Raw genomic sequence first — 16,324 nt, 5'->3', positions numbered from 1 at the left:
TTCCTTTTCAGTGCTAGTGCTGCGTTTCAGGGAGCGCGCGTTGAGCGCGCGTCATGACCATCAGCTCTTTTTCTTGGTCGGGCGCACGTAGCCCGTTTTGCTCGTTTGCGTCTTGTCGTTCAGGACCAGCGCGTCGGCCTCAACGTCCTTCCAGACCGTGGTGCCCGCCGCGATCGTCACGCCGCGCTTCACACGCACCGGCGCAACCAGTTGCGTATCGGAACCGACGAAAACGTCGTCTTCGATGATCGTGCGGAATTTGTTCGCACCGTCGTAGTTGCACGTGATGGTGCCCGCGCCGATGTTCACGCGCGCGCCGATATCCGCGTCGCCGATATACGTGAGGTGATTCGCTTTCGAACCGTGGCCGAGCACCGCGTTCTTCACCTCGACGAAGTTGCCGACATGCGACTCGTCGTGCAGCGACGCGCCGGGACGCAACCGCGCATACGGTCCGAGCACGACATTCGCACCGACTTCGGCGCCTTCGATGTGCGTGAACGCGTCGACGCGCGTACCGGCGCCGATGTTCGCATCGCGGATGACGCAGTTCGGCCCGATGGTGACGTTCTCAGCCAGCGTCACGCGGCCTTCGAACACGCAATTCACGTCGATCGACACATCGCGGCCGCATTCGAGCGTGCCACGCACATCCAGCCGCGCCGGATCGGCGAGCGTTACGCCCGCGACCAGCAGCGCATCCGCCACGTTGTGCTGATGAATCCGCTCGAGTTCGGCAAGCTGCTGCTTGCTGTTCACGCCGAGCGTTTCCCACTCGTCGTCCGGCTGCGTGGTGACGACTTCAAGGCCTGCTTCGATCGCCATCTCGACCGCGTCGGTCAGATAGAACTCGCCTTGTGCATTGTCGTTCTTCAGCGCGGCAAGCCAGCCGCCCAGACGCTCGGTCGGCGCGACGATGATGCCGGTGTTGATCTCGGCGATCTCGAGTTGCTCGGGCGTCGCGTCTTTCTGCTCGACGATGCGCGCCACTTTGCCTTGCGCATCACGCACGATGCGGCCATAGCCGCTCGGGTCCGCGAGCGTGACAGTGAGCACGCCGTAGCCGCCCTGCCCCGCACACTCGGTCAGCGCCTGCAGTGTGCTGGCGCGCGTGAGCGGCACGTCGCCGTATAGCACCAGCGTAGGCGCGGACGGATCGAGCAGCGGCAACGCCTGCTGCACCGCGTGGCCCGTGCCGAGCTGCTGTTCCTGCACGGCGAACTGCACGTCCGGCGCGGCGACGGCCTTGCGCACGGCTTCGGCGCCGTGGCCGATCACCACCACAAGATGCGTGGGTTTGAGCGTGCGAGCCGTGTCGATGACGTGAGCGAGGAGCGGCCGGCCAGCCAGGGGATGAAGCACCTTGGGAAGCGCGGACCGCATGCGCTTGCCGGTGCCTGCCGCCAAAATCACAATGTTCATGGCACGGCAAATAGACGAGTTTGGAGGCGTCGATTCTAACACGCACCCTCTAGCGAAAAAGGCCGCTGTGGCGGCCTTGATGCGTACTGCAGTGTGCGGAAACGCCCATACCACGGGCGTTTTTCGTCAAAGCTCGTCGAACTGGACGATGGAGATCGATTTTGTTGCGCTGGGCATTGCGCCGTCGCCGGCATCGGTCGAACACGGCTCCTCGTCGAAGGCGATATCGCCTTGCGGATCGGCCTCGCCGGTCGCACGCAGGCCCGCGAACGGGAACAGCTTGTGATCCATCAAATGCGAGGGCACGACGTTCGACAATGCATTGAACATGTTTTCGATGCGACCCGGGAAGCGCTTCTCCCAATCGCGAACCAGCGCCTTCATTTCCGCGCGCTTCAGATTCGGCTGGCTGCCGCACAAGTTGCACGGAATGATCGGGAATTCGCGCAGCTCGGCGTACTTCTCCAGATCGGTTTCCTTCACGTAGGCGAGCGGGCGGATCACGATATTCTTGCCGTCGTCGGATTGCAGCTTGGGTGGCATGCCCTTCAGCTTGCCGCCGTAGAACATGTTCAGCAGCAGCGTTTGCAGAATGTCGTCGCGATGATGGCCGAGCGCGATCTTGGTCGCGCCGAGCTCGCCGGCGACGCGGTAAAGAATGCCGCGCCGCAGCCGCGAGCACAGCGAACAGGTGGTCTTGCCTTCCGGTACCAGCCGCTTGACGATGCTGTACGTATCCTGATTCTCGATGTGAAACGGAATGTCGAGCTGCTTCAGATACTCGGGCAGCACGTGCTCGGGAAAACCGGGCTGCTTCTGGTCCAGATTCACCGCGACGATATCGAAGTTGATCGGCGCGCGCTCGCGCAGCCGCATCAGAATTTCGAGCATCGCGTAGCTGTCCTTGCCGCCCGACAGACACACCATGACCTTGTCGCCGTCCTCGATCATGTTGAAGTCGCCGATCGCCTGGCCGACCTGGCGCGCGAGCCGCTTGAACAGCTTGTTGTTCTCGTACGCTTCCTTCTGTTCGCGGCGCGTGAGCGGCGACTTGGCGCGCGAGGCGGCTTGCGTGGCCTCGGTTGCGGCAGCGGCTTCGGCGGTTGTGGCGCCGTTCAGGATCTCCGGAGCATTCATGGCTCAATCCTCTTTGATGCGGAAGACTTCGACGCCCACCGCGTCGCAGTCAGGATAAACGTCCGGCTTTTCCGTCGACACACGCGCGGCTCGCACTTGCGGATGCTCGAGCATGGTCTTGACGAGGTCGTCGCAGAGCGTTTCCTGCAAATGGATGTGGCCTTGCTCGACGCGTCGCGAAATGGTCGAGCGCATGAAGTCATAGTCGACGACTTCGTTCAGCTTGTCCTGAACCGGCGTGGACAGCGCGAGCGGCACGAACAGTTCGACGTTGATCACGACGCGCTGTTCGCCGCGCTTTTCGAAGTCGTGCACGCCGATGTTGATGTGCACTTCGTAATTGCGCAGAAAAAGCCGGCGGCAATCGGCGAGCCGGGGATGCGAAAGAGCGGCAAACATGTTCGTTCCAGTCGAAAAAAGCGTGCGGAGCACGCAAAGGGGCGCCTCACAGCGCGGCGGCCGCCGCTACGACGGCTGGCCGCGCGCGCTTCAGGCGCCCGTCAAAAACATAACGTCGCGCGGCAGCGGCACGAGGTGCTGCCCGCCGTCGACCACCAGCGTCGTTCCGGTGACGCCCGCTGCATCCGCGAGATACAGCGCGGCGGCGACAATATCCTCGGCCCGCGACGCGCGGCCCAAGGGCGTAGTACGGTGAGCGGCCGCGAAACCGTCCGTCGTTTGATCGCCGGACTGCATCGTCAGACCGGGTGCGAGCCCGACCACGCGCACTTTCGGCGCCAATGCCTGCGCCAGCGCGACCGTGGCTGTCTGCAACGCCGCCTTGGTCAGCGTGTACGACAGATAGTCCGGGTTCATGTTGTACAGCTTCTGATCCAGCACGTTGATGACGACGCTGCGCAGGCTTTCATCCGTGCGCGCGGCTTCCGGCGTGGCCTCGAACAGCCTGCGCGCCAGCACCAGCGGCGCGCCGACGTTCATCGCGGTCAGTTTCAGCAGCAAGTCGTAACCGACGGTCTGCGCCGTGTCCTCTTCGAAGCGCGACGCATTGTTGACGATACACGACGGCCGGCCCAAGGCGTCGATACAAGCCGGCAAAAGCCGCTCGACCTGGGCCTCGTCGCCCAGTTCTGCCTGCAAAGCGACTGCCCGGCGGCCCAAGGCGGTGATTTCAGCGACCAGTTCGTCGGCCTCTTCCCGCGAGGCGCCGTAGTGGACGGCCACGTCCCAGCCACGCGCGGCAAAGCCGAGCGCGAGCGCCCGCCCGATACGGCGGGCGGCGCCGGTAATCAGCACGACGCGCGGCGTTTCGGGCGCGCGGGGGGCGGCGGTGTCCAGAGAGGCGGTCATTTACAATGCGGGGATGAATCCGAAAGCTCACCAACCCGATAGTTTACCTGCTCCCGGCCCGAGCGCGCTTGCGCAGTCCGAAGCGCTGGTCGCGCAGATCCGAACAGAGCTCGACGCCGCCGGCGGCTGGCTGCCGTTCGACCGCTACATGGAACGTGCGCTGTATGCGCCGGGGCTCGGCTATTACAGCGGCGGCGCCCGCAAATTCGGGCTGCGCGGCGACGACGGCAGCGACTTCGTCACCGCTCCGGAACTGTCGCCGCTGTTTGCCGCGACGCTGGCCCGCCCGGTTGCGGAAGCCTTGCAGGCGAGCGGCACGCGCGACGTGATGGAATTCGGCGCCGGCACGGGCAAACTCGCCGCCGGCTTGCTCAACGCGCTCGACGCTTTGGATGCGGAATTCGACAGCTATTCGATCGTGGATCTGTCGGGCGAGCTCCGCGAGCGCCAACGCGAGACGATCGAGGCCGCTGCGCCCGCGCTCGCGGCCAAAGTGCGCTGGCTGGATGCTTTGCCGGAGCGCTTTGAAGGCGTGGTAATCGGCAACGAGGTGCTGGACGCGATGCCGGTGCGCTTGTTCGCCTTCACCGGCGGCGCGTGGCTCGAGCGCGGCGTGGTATGGCGCGACGAGGCGTTCGCCTTCGACGATCGGCCTGTGTCCGCCGCTGCGGACCTCGCGCTGCTGTCGGAAATCGAAACCACCGGCGAAGACTACGTGACCGAAACGCACGAAGCCGCGAGCGCATTCACACGCACGATCTGCACGATGCTCGCACGCGGCGCGGCTTTCTTCATCGACTATGGCTTTCCGCGCCACGAGTACTACCATACGCAGCGTGCGCAAGGCACGTTGATGTGCCACTACCGGCACCGGGCGCACGGCGATCCTTTCCTCTATCCGGGCTTGCAGGACATCACGGCGCACGTGGAATTCACTGGCATCGCCGAAGCCGGCGTCGAGACGGGCGCGGACTTGCTGGGCTTTACGTCGCAAGCGCGGTTTCTGCTGAATGCCGGGATTACCGAGGCGTTATCTCGAATCGATCCTACGGACACGGCGAGATATCTGCCTGCGGCGAATGCGGTGCAGAAGTTGTTGTCGGAGGCGGAGATGGGCGAGCTATTCAAGGTGATCGCGTTTTCGCGCGGACTGGATGACACGCTGCAAGCGTTTTCCAGTGGCGACCGGTCGCATACGCTATGAAGTTTTGCTTCAGGAATTGGCCATGATCCGCTGGCTGTTGACTACGTTTATCGCGGTGGCGGTGTTGTCGTCTTGCTGGCCGTGGCTTAGGAAGATCGGCATTGGGCGCCTGCCGGGCGATGTGACTTTGCGGATCTTTGGGCGGGAGTACCCGTTTCCGTTTATGTCAACGTTGGTGTTGTCGATGGTGCTTTCGCTTCTGGCCAGATTGCTCTAGTTTGCCATTGACGGCAGCGGCAAAGAAGCAGGCTCGAAGCCGCCGCCCAAGACGTCAAAAAACGGACTTAGCCGATCGCCGCTTCCACAGCCCTGACCCGCTCCTGATGCACGGCATCCTTGATCCCAGCGGGCGCATCGACAAGCCGCTTAGCGACAGCACCGGCATCGACGCCACGCGCAGCGACCAGCGCCACCCTCAACCGCTCAGCCTGCGGATAATCCCGCATCTCAAACCCAAGCCGCCCGCGAGCATCCGCCTCGCACGCCTGCAAGGCTTCGGCGAAACGCGCGGGTTTGCGGATCGCATCGCTGCGTTCAAGCAGCCTCACCAGCGCCGCGGCCCCCATCTCCATCACACGATGAATATTGCCGTGCTCACGCGCAACCAGCACCGCAAGATCGCGGCAATCGTTCGGCACCCGCAGCCGCTCGCATAGCGGCTTCAGCAGATCCACGCTGCGGCCCTCGTGGCCGATATGCCGCGGCAGCACGTCTTCGGGGGTAGTCGCCTTGCCGAGATCATGGGCCAGCGCGGCGAACCGAACCGGCAACGCATAGCCCTGCTGCGCGGCATGATCGACCACCATCATCACGTGCACGCCCGTGTCCACTTCCGGGTGATAGTCGGCGCGTTGCGGCACGCCGAACAGCGCGTCGATTTCCGGCAGAATCCGCGCCAACGCGCCGCAGTCCCGCAGCACCTCGAACATGCGCGACGGCTTCTTCTCCATCAAGCCGCGCGACACTTCCTGCCACACGCGTTCGGCCACTAGCGCGTCCACTTCGCCGTCGGCCACCATCTTGCGCATGAGCGTCAATGTCTCCGGCGCGACCGTGAAATCGACAAAGCGCGCCGCAAACCGCGCGATCCGCAAAATCCGCACGGGGTCTTCGAGAAACGCATCGCTGACGTGGCGAAACAGACGCGCCTGCAAATCACCCTGGCCGTTGAACGGGTCGATCACCGGGCCGGTCAACTCGCCGTCCGGACGCACCTCGCGCGCCATGGCGTTAATGGTCAGATCGCGGCGCGCCAGGTCTTCTTCGAGCGTGACGTCCGGCGCATAGAAGAACTGGAAGCCGTGATAGCCGGCCGCCGTCTTGCGCTCCGTGCGCGCGAGCGCGTATTCCTCGTGCGTCTGCGGATGCAGGAACACCGGAAAATCTTTGCCCACCGGACGGTAGCCTTGCGCCACCATCTGCTCCGGCGTCGCGCCGACCACCACGTAATCACGGTCCTGCACCGGGACGCCCAGCAACTCGTCGCGGATCGCGCCGCCTACTGCGTAGATGTTCATGGGCAGTCGTCTTGGTACGGAACCGTGTGCGTTTCGCTCAGCGAGTCGTCGATCCACGCTTTCACCGCCGGCAGTTCCGTTACGCGCCGTACATAAGCTTGGGATACTTCCGACAGCGCCGGCTGCCACGTGTTAAAGCGCATCACGACCGGCGCGTACATCGCGTCGGCAATGCTGAACTCGCCGAATAAAAACGGGCCGCCGTAGGTGTCGAGACAGTCGCGCCAGATTGCCTCGATACGCGCGATATCAGCCAACGCGCCCGGTGTCGCGTTCTTGCCCGGGAACGACGCGCGAATGTTCATCCACATGTTCGAACGCAGTTCGCCGAAGCCCGAATGCATTTCCGCGCTCACGCTGCGCGCGCGGCTGCGCGCGGCCGCGTTGCGCGGCCAGAGCGCATGTTGAGGAAATCGCTCAGCCAGCGTTTCGGCGATCGCCAGCGAATCCCACGTGGCCGAACCGTCGTCGTTGACCAGACATGGGATCTTGCCCGGACCCGACGGCGCAAGTGCCAGCACTCTCGCATTGGTGTCCGGCTGATTCAGGTGGATCAGCACTTCTTCGAACGGAATGCCGAAGTGTTTGAATAGCAGCCACGGCCGCATCGACCATGATGAGTAATTCTTGTCACCAATAAGCAGCTTCATGCTTTGTATAAGGAATGAGAGAAAATTTAACGTCCCGCGCTGGCGCGGAACGTGTCGAAGCGCGAACGCGTGGACGTGCCGGTCAGATAAATCGGCGCGATCGTTTCGATACTGGCCGGCTCGATGCCGAGTTCAGGCGCAAGCGGTCCGCTCAACACGTTGTCGACTTTCATCGAATCGAGATTGTCGCGCGAGATCACCGGTTCGCCGGGTGCCATTTCGAAGGTCAGCGCCTGCAGCCGCGCGAACGCTTCCGGCAAGCGGATGATGCGTGCATGCTTGCCGATCACATCGCCGCAATACTTGACGAGATCTTCGAGCGAGTAAACAGTCGGGCCGCCCAGTTCATAGGTGCGGCCGCCGGCGGCATCGAGGTCGAGCACGTTGACGATCGCCTTCGCGACGTCGCCGACGTACACCGGCTGGAATTTCGCATCCGGCATGGCGAGCGGAATCACCGGAAACATCCGTTGCAGGAAGGCGAATTTGTTGAGGAATTGATCTTCCGGGCCGAACACCACGGAGGGCCGGAAAATCGTCCACGCCAGATTCGCCGCATGCACGGCCTTCTCGCCGTCGCCCTTCGAGCGCGTGTACATGCTCGGGCCGTTCGAGTCGGCGCCGAGCGCGCTGATATGAAGCAGCCGGTGCACGCCCTTGCCTTCGCACGCGGCGACGACTTTAGTCGGCAATTCCACATGCATCCGCGCGAACTCCGGGCCATACGGCGTGCCGCGTTTGCCGTGCAGCGTGGCCACGAGGTTGATCACGCAATCGGCGCCTTCGACGAAGCGCGCGAGCTGGACCGGATCGAACACGTCCGCTTCGATCACGTCGATGGGCAACAGGGTGAGATGACGGGCGTTGTAGCGCCGCCGGGTGGCGATGCGCACGTCCTTGCCCATTTCGACGAGGGCGTTGACGAGATGGCTGCCGATAAAACCGGAGCCGCCGATGATCGCAATGGCTTTATGTCGCATTTTCGACTCCCTGGTGGAAGCCGCGGCAACGGCTGGCGTGGCGCTCCGCCGCCTCGGAACGAGGTGGCGGCGGCACGGCGCTTACGGCGCGATATAACCCAGCCGCGCCTTCAGCGATTGCGGACGGCCTTCGAACAATGCCGCGTAGTAGACCGTGTTGGACAACACATTCTTAACGTAGTCGCGCGTTTCCTGGAACGGAATCGCCTCGGCGAAGATCGCGCCTTCCACCGGATGCTGCAAGGACTGCCGCCAGTTGCGCGGACGGCCCGGGCCCGCGTTATAGCCCGCGGTGGCGAGTACGGCCGACCCATCGAACTGATTGTAGATCATCGACAGATAGTTCGTGCCGAGCAGGATGTTGGTGTTGATGTCGTTCATCTGCTCGCGCGAGATCGGCCCCAGGCCGATCTTCTTCGCGACCAGTTGGGCGGTGCCCGGCATCAACTGCATCAAACCGCTCGCGCCAACTTCCGAGCGCGCGTTCATGATGAAGCGCGACTCCTGGCGAATCAGGCCATAGGCCCACTCCACGTCCAGTCCATTCGACTGCGAATCGCGCTCGACGATATCCTTGAACGGCGACAGATAACGCAGCGAGAAATCATGCTCGCTCTTCGTGCGATCCGCCGTGTTGACGGTGCGGTCATACAGCTCGATACGGCGCGCGTATTCGGCGGCCGCGATCAGTTGGCGGTCGCTCATGGTACGCAGCGGCCAGTTCCATTCGCGATTGCCTTCGAGCCGCAGATTCAGCGCGTAGAAGCGCTGCGCCAGATCGAAGCCGGGCGTGTTGCCGGCCTGTTGCACCTCGGCGTCGCTCACCGTGGTTTTCGGCGGAACCGTGATCTTCTGGCCCAGTTCTTCCGCGGCTAACTGGCCGTAGAAGTTGAAGCCCTGCGAAATCGACTCGAATTCCTGATTGGCCGTGGTCGTGTCGCCGGCCTGCTTGAGCGCACGGGCATGCCAATACACCCACGACGGCTGATTGCGCAGCGCAGCGGGCATCTGTTCGATCGACCAGCGCACCATCGTCCAGTCGCCCGCGAGCAAGGCGGTGCGGGTGCGCCATTCATACGCGGGGTTCGACAGCGGCGCATTCACCGACAGGCGATACCAGTCCACCGCGCTCGGCATCTGCTTGGCGGCGGCCTGATAGGCAATCGTGCCCCAGCCGATGGCGCGCTCGGGCGAGCTCAGCGACGGCGCCACCGAGGCAAACGTGGCCGCGGCCATGGCCGGATCGTTGCGCGCCATGCGCGTGATGGCCAGCAACGCCAGTTGATGCGACTGCGTATCCGGACCGACGCCGCGCGCCAGCAGCAGCGGCGGCGTAGTGGTGGCCTGATTGAACAGCACCGGATCGGGCGGCTCGTTGCTGAGCGCATCGACGAGCTTCGCGCCCGTGTTGGTGTAGTTCTGTTCGTAGGCGAGGCGGATCTGTTGCCATACGTCGGCCGAATTGAACTGCTGGTTGATAGCCAGCGAGTTGATCAGATCGACGCAGCCGTCACCGTACCACTTCGGATCGACGAGCAGCGCGCGCGCCGCATCCGCGACGTTTTCGCCGCGCGAGGCGCGCGATTCGAGCGCGTAGCACTTCACCTGCGTGTCGTCGTTCAGCACGAAACGGGCGTATTGCTGATCGAAGTTGCGCCAGTCGTGACGCGCGCCGAGCACCGTGAGGTAGTCGTTGCGCATGCGGTCGGCGATCGCCTGGCCGTCGTACTTTTGCAGAAACGACAGCACCGGCGCGTCCGGCGCGTCGATCCGCGCGTGGCCGCTCGAATCGAACAACTGCGGCTTGATCTGGAAGTACTCCAGATACGAAGGCGCCGGATAGCTCGGGATCATGCTGGCCAGCTGCGCTGCGCGCGCCGCGTCGTTATTGCGGGCGGCCTCGCGCAATTGGACGAAGATCTGGTCGTCGTTCGTGAGTTGCGAAAGGGGGAGGGGCTTGACGGCGGAGGCCGTGCTGCACGCGACGAGTGCCGCAGCGGCAAGCGCCAGACCGGCCGCGCGATATACTCGGTAAAGGCGTTTTGACATCGTTGTTTCTGGAGCGCGAATTGAACCCAAGCATAGCATGCAACCCTGCAGCGGAATCGAAAAAGGCGCTGCGTAAAATGCTATTGGAAGCAAGGCTACAAGCCGCTTCTGAGCCCGCGCACAATACCGCGCTCGCACGGCACCTGCTGGATGCGTTAAAGCAGTACGGTGTGAATAGCGTGGGATTCTACTGGCCGCTCGCCGGTGAATTCGACGCGCGCGCCGCCATCTCGGTCTGGCTAGCGGCAAGCGCGCAACGCGAGGCGAGTCTGCCGGTGGTCAAGGAGCGCGGCGTGCCCCTCGAATTTCATGCATGGACGCCCGCAATGCCGATGAAGATCGGCCATCATGAGATCGCCGAGCCGACATCCGGGCGCGTTGTGATTCCCCAACTGCTGTTCGTGCCGTGCGTGGGTTTCGACGCTCACGGCTACCGGCTCGGTTACGGCGGCGGCTATTACGATCGCACGCTGGCTGCGTGGCCGAGTGCGGCCAAGCCGATCACCGTCGGCATCGCCTATGAAGCGTGCCGCGCACCGGCATTGATACGCGAAGCCCACGACATTCCGCTCGACCTGATCGTCACCGAGGCGGCGCTCTACCCGCGCCCGGCGGATTGAGCGTTTGGCGCGCGCCGCGCTTTTAGCCTCGGCGCGCCGCGCCGCCGCAAAACAAACAGTCCTGCGTTATAAAGACGCTGCCGCCCGCGCAGCCGTGTCGTAAAGACCTGACGCGTTGCGCATCAACTGTGCCGCTTCGCCGATCTGCTCGTTGGTCAGGCCGCTTTCCTTCAGCGTCGAAATCAGACAGCTCTCGCGCACCTCGCGATATTTCAGACAGAGTTCGCGGCCCGAATCGGTCGCCGAGAAGAACACTTCCTTGCCGGTCTTTTCGCTTTTTACATACCCTCTAGCTACGAGCTTCTTCAACGCGTAGGTGGCGACGTGCGTGTCTTCGATGTTCAACACGAAGCAGATGTCCGCCAGCTTCTTGCGTCGCTCGCGATGGCTGACGTGATGCAGCAGCGAGACTTCGATGGCGGTCATGTCCTTTTCGCCTGCCGCCGACATGCAGCGCACCATCCATCGGTTGAATGCATTGCCCGCCATGATGAGCGCGTACTCGAGTTCGGACAGTTCCGCGCTGGTCTCGGACACGAGATGTTCCGAGGAGACGATCTTGGTGGGATGGCGCGACATGGTGACGATTCTCGACAGACAGGTTGGGAAGGTGTCGGGAGTGTACGACGCGCGTTCGATCCCAGGGAGCCTGGCACAAACGCTTATTGAGAAATTGTTGATATTTTATTGATAATGTACGCTTCAACCGTCGCCCGCCCGATGCCGTTAACCGTTCAAAGGGTGTGCTGTGCCCGAATCCATCGACTCGACCTGGGCTGTTAATCCATGAGCCAACCAAGAATTTTTCCGCTCGGCGATAGCGCGCTAGTCTGCGAAGCGCCGCCGCCGGCCACGCTGGAATGCCAGCAGCGCGTGTGGGCGGCCGCCGAGGCCGCGCGCGACTGGCCGCACGTGCTGGAGGTGGTGCCGGGCATGAACAACCTCACGCTCGTCTTCGATCCGCTCGAGGCCGACCGCGACGCGCTGGTGAGCCACCTGCAGACGGCTTGGAATGCGGTGAGCGATGCGCCCGCGCCCGGCCGTGAAGTCGAGATTCCGGTGCAGTACGGCGGCGAGTTCGGCCCCGATCTGCAAGCGGTCGCCAATCACACGGGCTTGAGCGTGCGCGAGGTCGTCGAACGTCATTCGCAGGGCGAGTATGTCGTGTTCTTTCTCGGCTTCCAGCCGGGCTTCGCCTATATGGGCGGGCTCGAAGCCGCGCTGCACACGCCGCGCCGTTCATCGCCGCGGCTGGAAGTGCCGGCGGGGTCCGTCGGCATCGGCGGCGAACAGACCGGCATTTATCCGGCCACTTCGCCCGGCGGCTGGCAGTTGATCGGCCGCACCGAGCTGCCGCTGTTCGACCCGGCGCGCCGCCCGCCCACGCTGCTGCAGCCGGGCGACCGGGTGCGCTTCACCATCGCGGGGATACACGCATGATCGATGTGATTCGCGCGGGTCTCTTGACCACGATTCAGGATCTCGGCCGTCACGGCTACCGGCATCTCGGCGTCGCGATGGGTGGCGCGCTCGATCGTCTGTCGCTCGAAGTCGGCAACCGGCTGGTCGGCAACCGGCCCGACGCGGCGGGTCTGGAAATCACCTTCGGCCCGACCGTGCTGCGCTTTCTGCGCGCCACGCGGGTCGCTATTACGGGCACCGAATTCGGCGCGACGCTCGACGGCAAGCCGGTCTACTCGTGGTGGAGCCTGCCGGTGCAGGCCGGCCAGGAACTGGTGCTCAATGCGGCCAAGCGCGGCATGCGCGGCTACGTGTGCGTGGCGGGCGGCGTCGACGTCTTACCGATGCTCGGCTCGCGCAGCACCGATCTCGCCGGTCATTTCGGCGGACTCGGCGGGCGCGCGCTACGCGACGGCGACCGCCTGCCGGTCGGCGCGCCGTCGCAGCACGGCCATCTCGGCTTTACGCCGGAGGCGCCGGAGTTCGGCGTGAAGGCGCCCGCCTGGTGCAAGTTCGTGCTGGTTCACGAGCCGCTGCGGCGCGGCCGTCATCCGTCGGGCGTGCCGTGGGCCGTGCCGATCCGCGTGCTGCGCGGACCGGAATACGAAAGCTTCACCGATGAAGCCCACGAGTCGTTCTGGTCCGATGAATGGCTCGTCACGCCGAACAGCAACCGCATGGGCTACCGCCTCGCGGGCAACGAGCTCAAGCGCACCCGGAAAACCGATCTGCTTTCGCACGCGGTGCTGCCCGGCACGATTCAGGTGCCGCCGAACGGCCAGCCGATCGTGCTGATGAGCGACGCGCAAACCACCGGTGGCTATCCGAAGATCGGCGCGGTGATTCAGGCCGATCTGTGGAAGCTCGCGCAGGTGCGCCTGAACGCCGCCGTCCGCTTCATCCCGACGACGCCTTACGAGGCGCGTCAGGCCTTATTGGAAGAACGTACGTATTTGCGGCAGATCGACGCCGCGATCGCGATGCACGAAGAACGCTGCGCGCGGCAAGCGGCCGTCGCAACACTGTAACGATGAGCGCCCCCAACCTGGCGCTTCGCGCCAGCCCCGCAAGGGGGCCCCAAGAAAACTTGGGGCGGCCCGGCGTTTTCTTGAAGAGCAGAGGAACACCATGGAAATCGATTTGAACGCCGATCTCGGCGAAGGTTGCGGGTCCGACGAGGCACTGCTCGACCTGGTCAGCTCGGCGAACATCGCGTGCGGCTGGCACGCGGGCGGCGCCAACGCCATGCGCGATTGTGTGCGCTGGGCGGTGCAGAAAGGCGTGTCGATCGGCGCGCATCCGAGCTTCAATGATCCGGAGAATTTCGGCCGCAAGGAAATGGATCTGCCGGCCAACGACATCTATGCGGGCGTGCTGTATCAACTCGGCGCGCTGTCGGCGATTGCCCAGGCCGAAGGCGGACGCATCGCGCACGTCAAGCCGCACGGCGCGCTGTACAACCAGGCCGCGCGCGACACCAAGATCGCCGACGCGATCGTCTCGGCGGTGCACGACTTCGATCCGTCGGTGGCGGTGTTCGCGCTCGCCAACAGCGGTCTCGTGACGGCCGCGCGCAACGCGGGTCTGGTCGCCGTCGAAGAAGTCTTCGCCGATCGCGGCTATCGCGCGGACGGCTCGCTGGTGCCGCGCAAAGAACCCGGCGCGTTGCTCGACGACGAAGACGAAGTGCTGACGCGCACGCTCGCAATGGTTCGCGAGCAACGCGTGCAGGCTGTGGACGGTCAATGGGTGTCGCTGAACGCGCAGACCATCTGCCTGCATGGCGACGGTCCACATGCGCTGGCGTTCGCGCGACGCATTCGCGGCGCGCTGCAGGAAGCGGGCATCGAAGTCCACGCGGCCGGCGCCGCCCGCGCCTGAAGCGCCGGCCGAACCGCGGGACGACAGCGCGATTCAAACCTGGTGCTCCTTGCAACGCCCCGCTCCACGCGGGGCGTTTGCCAGGTACACGACGCATTGCAGTACCCGCAGTCGATCAGCGGGTGCAGGTGTAGTTCGAAGCAAACGCGGCCATCAAGAGCCGCGGCAGCAAGACGGCGTCTGGACCACCCGGCGCCGGCCCACGTTAGCCGTCACAAGCGGCGAGGTTGAAACCCTGTTTGGAGATCCAGATGCAGACAACAGTTAGTCTATGGCCGCTCATTGGCGTGGCCGTCATCATCGTCGGCTTTTTATTACGGTTCAATCCGATGCTGATCGTGGCGGTCGCCGCGATTATCACCGGCCTGGCCGCGCACTTCCCGCCTGAAAAGATTCTTGCCGAGATCGGCACCGGTTTCATCAAGACCCGCAATATCCCGTTGATCATTCTCCTGCCGCTCGCCGTGATCGGTTTGCTCGAACGGCATGGCCTGCGTGAGCGCGCGCAAACATGGATCGGCGGCATCAAGGCCGCCACCGCCGGGCGTCTCCTGATCGTCTATCTGCTGGTGCGCGAACTGACCGCGGCGGTCGGTTTGACCGGACTCGGCGGCCATCCGCAGATGGTGCGTCCGCTGATCGCGCCGATGGCCGAAGGCGCGACCGAAACCCGCTTCGGCAAGATCAGCGACGCGGTGCGTTTCAAACTGCGCGCGTTCTCCGCGGCGACCGACAACGTGGGGCTCTTCTTCGGCGAGGACATCTTCGTCGCGTTCGGCGCGATCGTGCTGATGACCACCTTCCTGAAGGAAGCGGGGATCATCGTCGAGCCGATTCACGTGGCCGTGTGGGGCATTCCGACCGCCATCTGCGCGTTCATCATTCACGGTTTCCGTCTGTATCTGCTCGACCGCAAGCTCGAGCGCGAACTGCGCGGCAATGCCCCGGCGAGCAACGTCGCTGGTTCGTCGACGCACTCCGCCGCAGGAGACAAAGCATGACGCTCACGATTACCTATCTGTTCTGGCTGCTGGGCGTGGTGCTGCTGGTTGTCGGCGGCATGATCGTCACGGACAAGGATCACCCGCGCCGTTTTACCGCCGGCGGTTTCTGGATTCTTTACGCGCTGATCTTCCTGATCGGCGACAAGCTGCCGCCCGCCGTGGTCGGTGTGCTCGTGATCGTGATGGCGCTGATTGCCGGCTTCGGCGGCGTGACCGCGGGCAAGCCGAAAGTGCTGTCGCTCGAAGCGCGTAAGGCAAGCGCCGCGCGTCTGCGTAACAAGCTGTTCGTGCCCGCGCTGACGATTCCGGTCGTCACCGTGATCATCACGCTGTCGGCGAGCCATCTGGTGTTCGGCGGCATGCCGCTGATCGAGAAGGCCAACGTCACACTGATCGGCTTCGGCATCGGCTGCGTGATCGCGCTCGCGATTGCCTGCGTGATGACGCGCGACACCGTCGGCCAGTCGATGAAGGAAACGCGCCGGTTGGTCGACGCGCTGTCATGGGCCGCCGTGCTGCCGCAGATGCTCGGCATGCTCGGCCTCGTGTTCTCGGACGCGGGCGTCGGCAAGGCCGTCGCACACGTGACGACGGCCTACATCAGCCTCGACTATCGCTTCATCGCGGTGGCCGTGTACTGCATCGGCATGGCGCTCTTCACCATGGTGATGGGCAACGGCTTCGCCGCGTTCCCGGTGATGACCGGCGGTGTCGGCGTGCCGATTCTGGTGGGCGTGTTTCACGGCAACCCGGCGGTGATGGTCGCGATCGGCATGTTCTCCGGCTACTGCGGCACGCTGATGACGCCGATGGCCGCGAACTTCAACATGGTGCCGGCCGCGCTGCTGGAATTGCCGGACAAGAACGCGGTGATCAAGGTGCAGATACCGACCGCGCTGACCTTGCTCATCGTGAATATCTTGCTGTTGAATTTCCTGATGTTTCTGTAGGACTCTTACCGTTGATGTGAAGGAACGCCGACGTATCGCAGGATCTGTCTGCGATACGTCGGTGAAATGGACTCACTGCACGGCACGGATGCAACCGAATTAGGATGCGTCCGATCGTCGGGAAATGGGGGGCGACCATAC

The 16,324-nt window shown here is 63.9% G+C and carries 17 protein-coding genes; 8 read left to right on the top strand and 9 right to left on the bottom strand.

What is annotated here, in order from left to right:
- Nucleotides 1–60: 60 nt before the first annotated feature.
- The 4 genes from glmU to P0D73_RS12985 all read right to left on the bottom strand — a co-directional run bounded on the left by glmU (nt 61) and on the right by P0D73_RS12985 (nt 3,867).
- Nucleotides 61–1,422: a bifunctional UDP-N-acetylglucosamine diphosphorylase/glucosamine-1-phosphate N-acetyltransferase GlmU gene (gene glmU / locus P0D73_RS13000; RefSeq protein ID WP_132376652.1), complete on the bottom strand. Its 1,362-nt coding sequence runs from the start codon at nt 1,420–1,422 to the stop codon at nt 61–63.
- Nucleotides 1,423–1,548: 126 nt separating this feature from the next.
- The gene (gene ttcA / locus P0D73_RS12995; RefSeq protein ID WP_408431572.1) at nt 1,549–2,559 is read right to left on the bottom strand and encodes a tRNA 2-thiocytidine(32) synthetase TtcA; all 1,011 of its coding nucleotides are present in this window, start codon (nt 2,557–2,559) and stop codon (nt 1,549–1,551) included.
- A gap of 3 nt (nt 2,560–2,562) precedes the next feature.
- On the bottom strand, nt 2,563–2,958 hold the full coding sequence (locus P0D73_RS12990; protein ID WP_012434647.1) for a dihydroneopterin aldolase: 396 nt from the start codon (nt 2,956–2,958) through the stop codon (nt 2,563–2,565).
- A gap of 90 nt (nt 2,959–3,048) precedes the next feature.
- The gene (locus tag P0D73_RS12985) at nt 3,049–3,867 is read right to left on the bottom strand and encodes an SDR family oxidoreductase (RefSeq protein ID WP_408176467.1); all 819 of its coding nucleotides are present in this window, start codon (nt 3,865–3,867) and stop codon (nt 3,049–3,051) included.
- 13 nt (nt 3,868–3,880) lie between these two features.
- Between P0D73_RS12985 and P0D73_RS12980 the strand changes: the two genes are divergently transcribed.
- Complete coding sequence (locus tag P0D73_RS12980; RefSeq protein WP_408431570.1) at nt 3,881–5,071, top strand: class I SAM-dependent methyltransferase; 1,191 nt, start codon at nt 3,881–3,883, stop codon at nt 5,069–5,071.
- A gap of 22 nt (nt 5,072–5,093) precedes the next feature.
- Nucleotides 5,094–5,288: a DUF2905 domain-containing protein gene (locus tag P0D73_RS12975; RefSeq protein ID WP_132376648.1), complete on the top strand. Its 195-nt coding sequence runs from the start codon at nt 5,094–5,096 to the stop codon at nt 5,286–5,288.
- A gap of 67 nt (nt 5,289–5,355) precedes the next feature.
- Here P0D73_RS12975 and P0D73_RS12970 read toward each other — a convergent pair whose 3' ends face one another.
- From P0D73_RS12970 to P0D73_RS12955, 4 genes are all read right to left on the bottom strand, one after another.
- Nucleotides 5,356–6,588 (bottom strand): multifunctional CCA addition/repair protein, encoded by a 1,233-nt coding sequence (locus P0D73_RS12970; protein WP_408312395.1) that lies wholly within the window; start codon nt 6,586–6,588, stop codon nt 5,356–5,358.
- Entirely contained in the window at nt 6,585–7,238 is a 654-nt protein-coding gene (locus P0D73_RS12965) for a glutathione S-transferase family protein (RefSeq protein WP_408176463.1), read from the bottom strand. Before P0D73_RS12965 ends, P0D73_RS12970 begins: the two co-directional genes overlap by 4 nt.
- A 26-nt stretch (nt 7,239–7,264) precedes the next feature.
- Nucleotides 7,265–8,218 carry a complex I NDUFA9 subunit family protein gene (locus P0D73_RS12960; protein ID WP_408176462.1) on the bottom strand — a complete coding sequence of 318 codons (954 nt, stop codon included), beginning with the start codon at nt 8,216–8,218 and terminating at the stop codon, nt 7,265–7,267.
- A gap of 81 nt (nt 8,219–8,299) precedes the next feature.
- Nucleotides 8,300–10,267, bottom strand: coding sequence for a lytic transglycosylase domain-containing protein (locus tag P0D73_RS12955; protein WP_408176461.1), 1,968 nt, complete (start codon nt 10,265–10,267; stop codon nt 8,300–8,302).
- A 77-nt stretch (nt 10,268–10,344) separates the two neighbouring features.
- Here P0D73_RS12955 and P0D73_RS12950 point away from each other — a divergent pair, with 77 nt between their 5' ends.
- Nucleotides 10,345–10,887 carry a 5-formyltetrahydrofolate cyclo-ligase gene (locus P0D73_RS12950; protein WP_243658237.1) on the top strand — a complete coding sequence of 181 codons (543 nt, stop codon included), beginning with the start codon at nt 10,345–10,347 and terminating at the stop codon, nt 10,885–10,887.
- Between the two features lie 66 nt (nt 10,888–10,953).
- On the opposite strand, the gene P0D73_RS12945 is transcribed toward P0D73_RS12950, so the two are convergent.
- Nucleotides 10,954–11,466, bottom strand: a complete 513-nt coding sequence (locus P0D73_RS12945) for a winged helix DNA-binding protein (RefSeq protein WP_132376643.1) — start codon at nt 11,464–11,466, stop codon at nt 10,954–10,956.
- A gap of 207 nt (nt 11,467–11,673) precedes the next feature.
- Here P0D73_RS12945 and pxpB point away from each other — a divergent pair, with 207 nt between their 5' ends.
- The 5 genes from pxpB to P0D73_RS12920 all read left to right on the top strand — a co-directional run bounded on the left by pxpB (nt 11,674) and on the right by P0D73_RS12920 (nt 16,183).
- A complete protein-coding gene (pxpB, locus tag P0D73_RS12940; RefSeq protein WP_408312398.1) occupies nt 11,674–12,327 on the top strand; it encodes a 5-oxoprolinase subunit PxpB in 654 nt (217 codons plus the stop codon).
- The gene (locus P0D73_RS12935; RefSeq protein WP_408176458.1) at nt 12,324–13,376 is read left to right on the top strand and encodes a 5-oxoprolinase subunit C family protein; all 1,053 of its coding nucleotides are present in this window, start codon (nt 12,324–12,326) and stop codon (nt 13,374–13,376) included. Before pxpB ends, P0D73_RS12935 begins: the two co-directional genes overlap by 4 nt.
- A gap of 100 nt (nt 13,377–13,476) precedes the next feature.
- The gene (pxpA, locus tag P0D73_RS12930; RefSeq protein WP_132376640.1) at nt 13,477–14,229 is read left to right on the top strand and encodes a 5-oxoprolinase subunit PxpA; all 753 of its coding nucleotides are present in this window, start codon (nt 13,477–13,479) and stop codon (nt 14,227–14,229) included.
- 251 nt (nt 14,230–14,480) lie between these two features.
- Nucleotides 14,481–15,230: a DUF969 domain-containing protein gene (locus P0D73_RS12925; RefSeq protein ID WP_408431567.1), complete on the top strand. Its 750-nt coding sequence runs from the start codon at nt 14,481–14,483 to the stop codon at nt 15,228–15,230.
- The gene (locus P0D73_RS12920) at nt 15,227–16,183 is read left to right on the top strand and encodes a DUF979 domain-containing protein (protein WP_408234765.1); all 957 of its coding nucleotides are present in this window, start codon (nt 15,227–15,229) and stop codon (nt 16,181–16,183) included. Before P0D73_RS12925 ends, P0D73_RS12920 begins: the two co-directional genes overlap by 4 nt.
- The last annotated feature ends 141 nt before the right edge of the window (nt 16,184–16,324 follow it).

Origin of the sequence: Paraburkholderia sp. RL18-101-BIB-B (assembly GCF_046026985.1) — a bacterium.
Lineage (GTDB): Bacteria > Pseudomonadota > Gammaproteobacteria > Burkholderiales > Burkholderiaceae > Paraburkholderia.
Note: the sequence above shows the minus strand (reverse complement) of the source record. Positions and strands in the feature narration are given on the sequence as shown.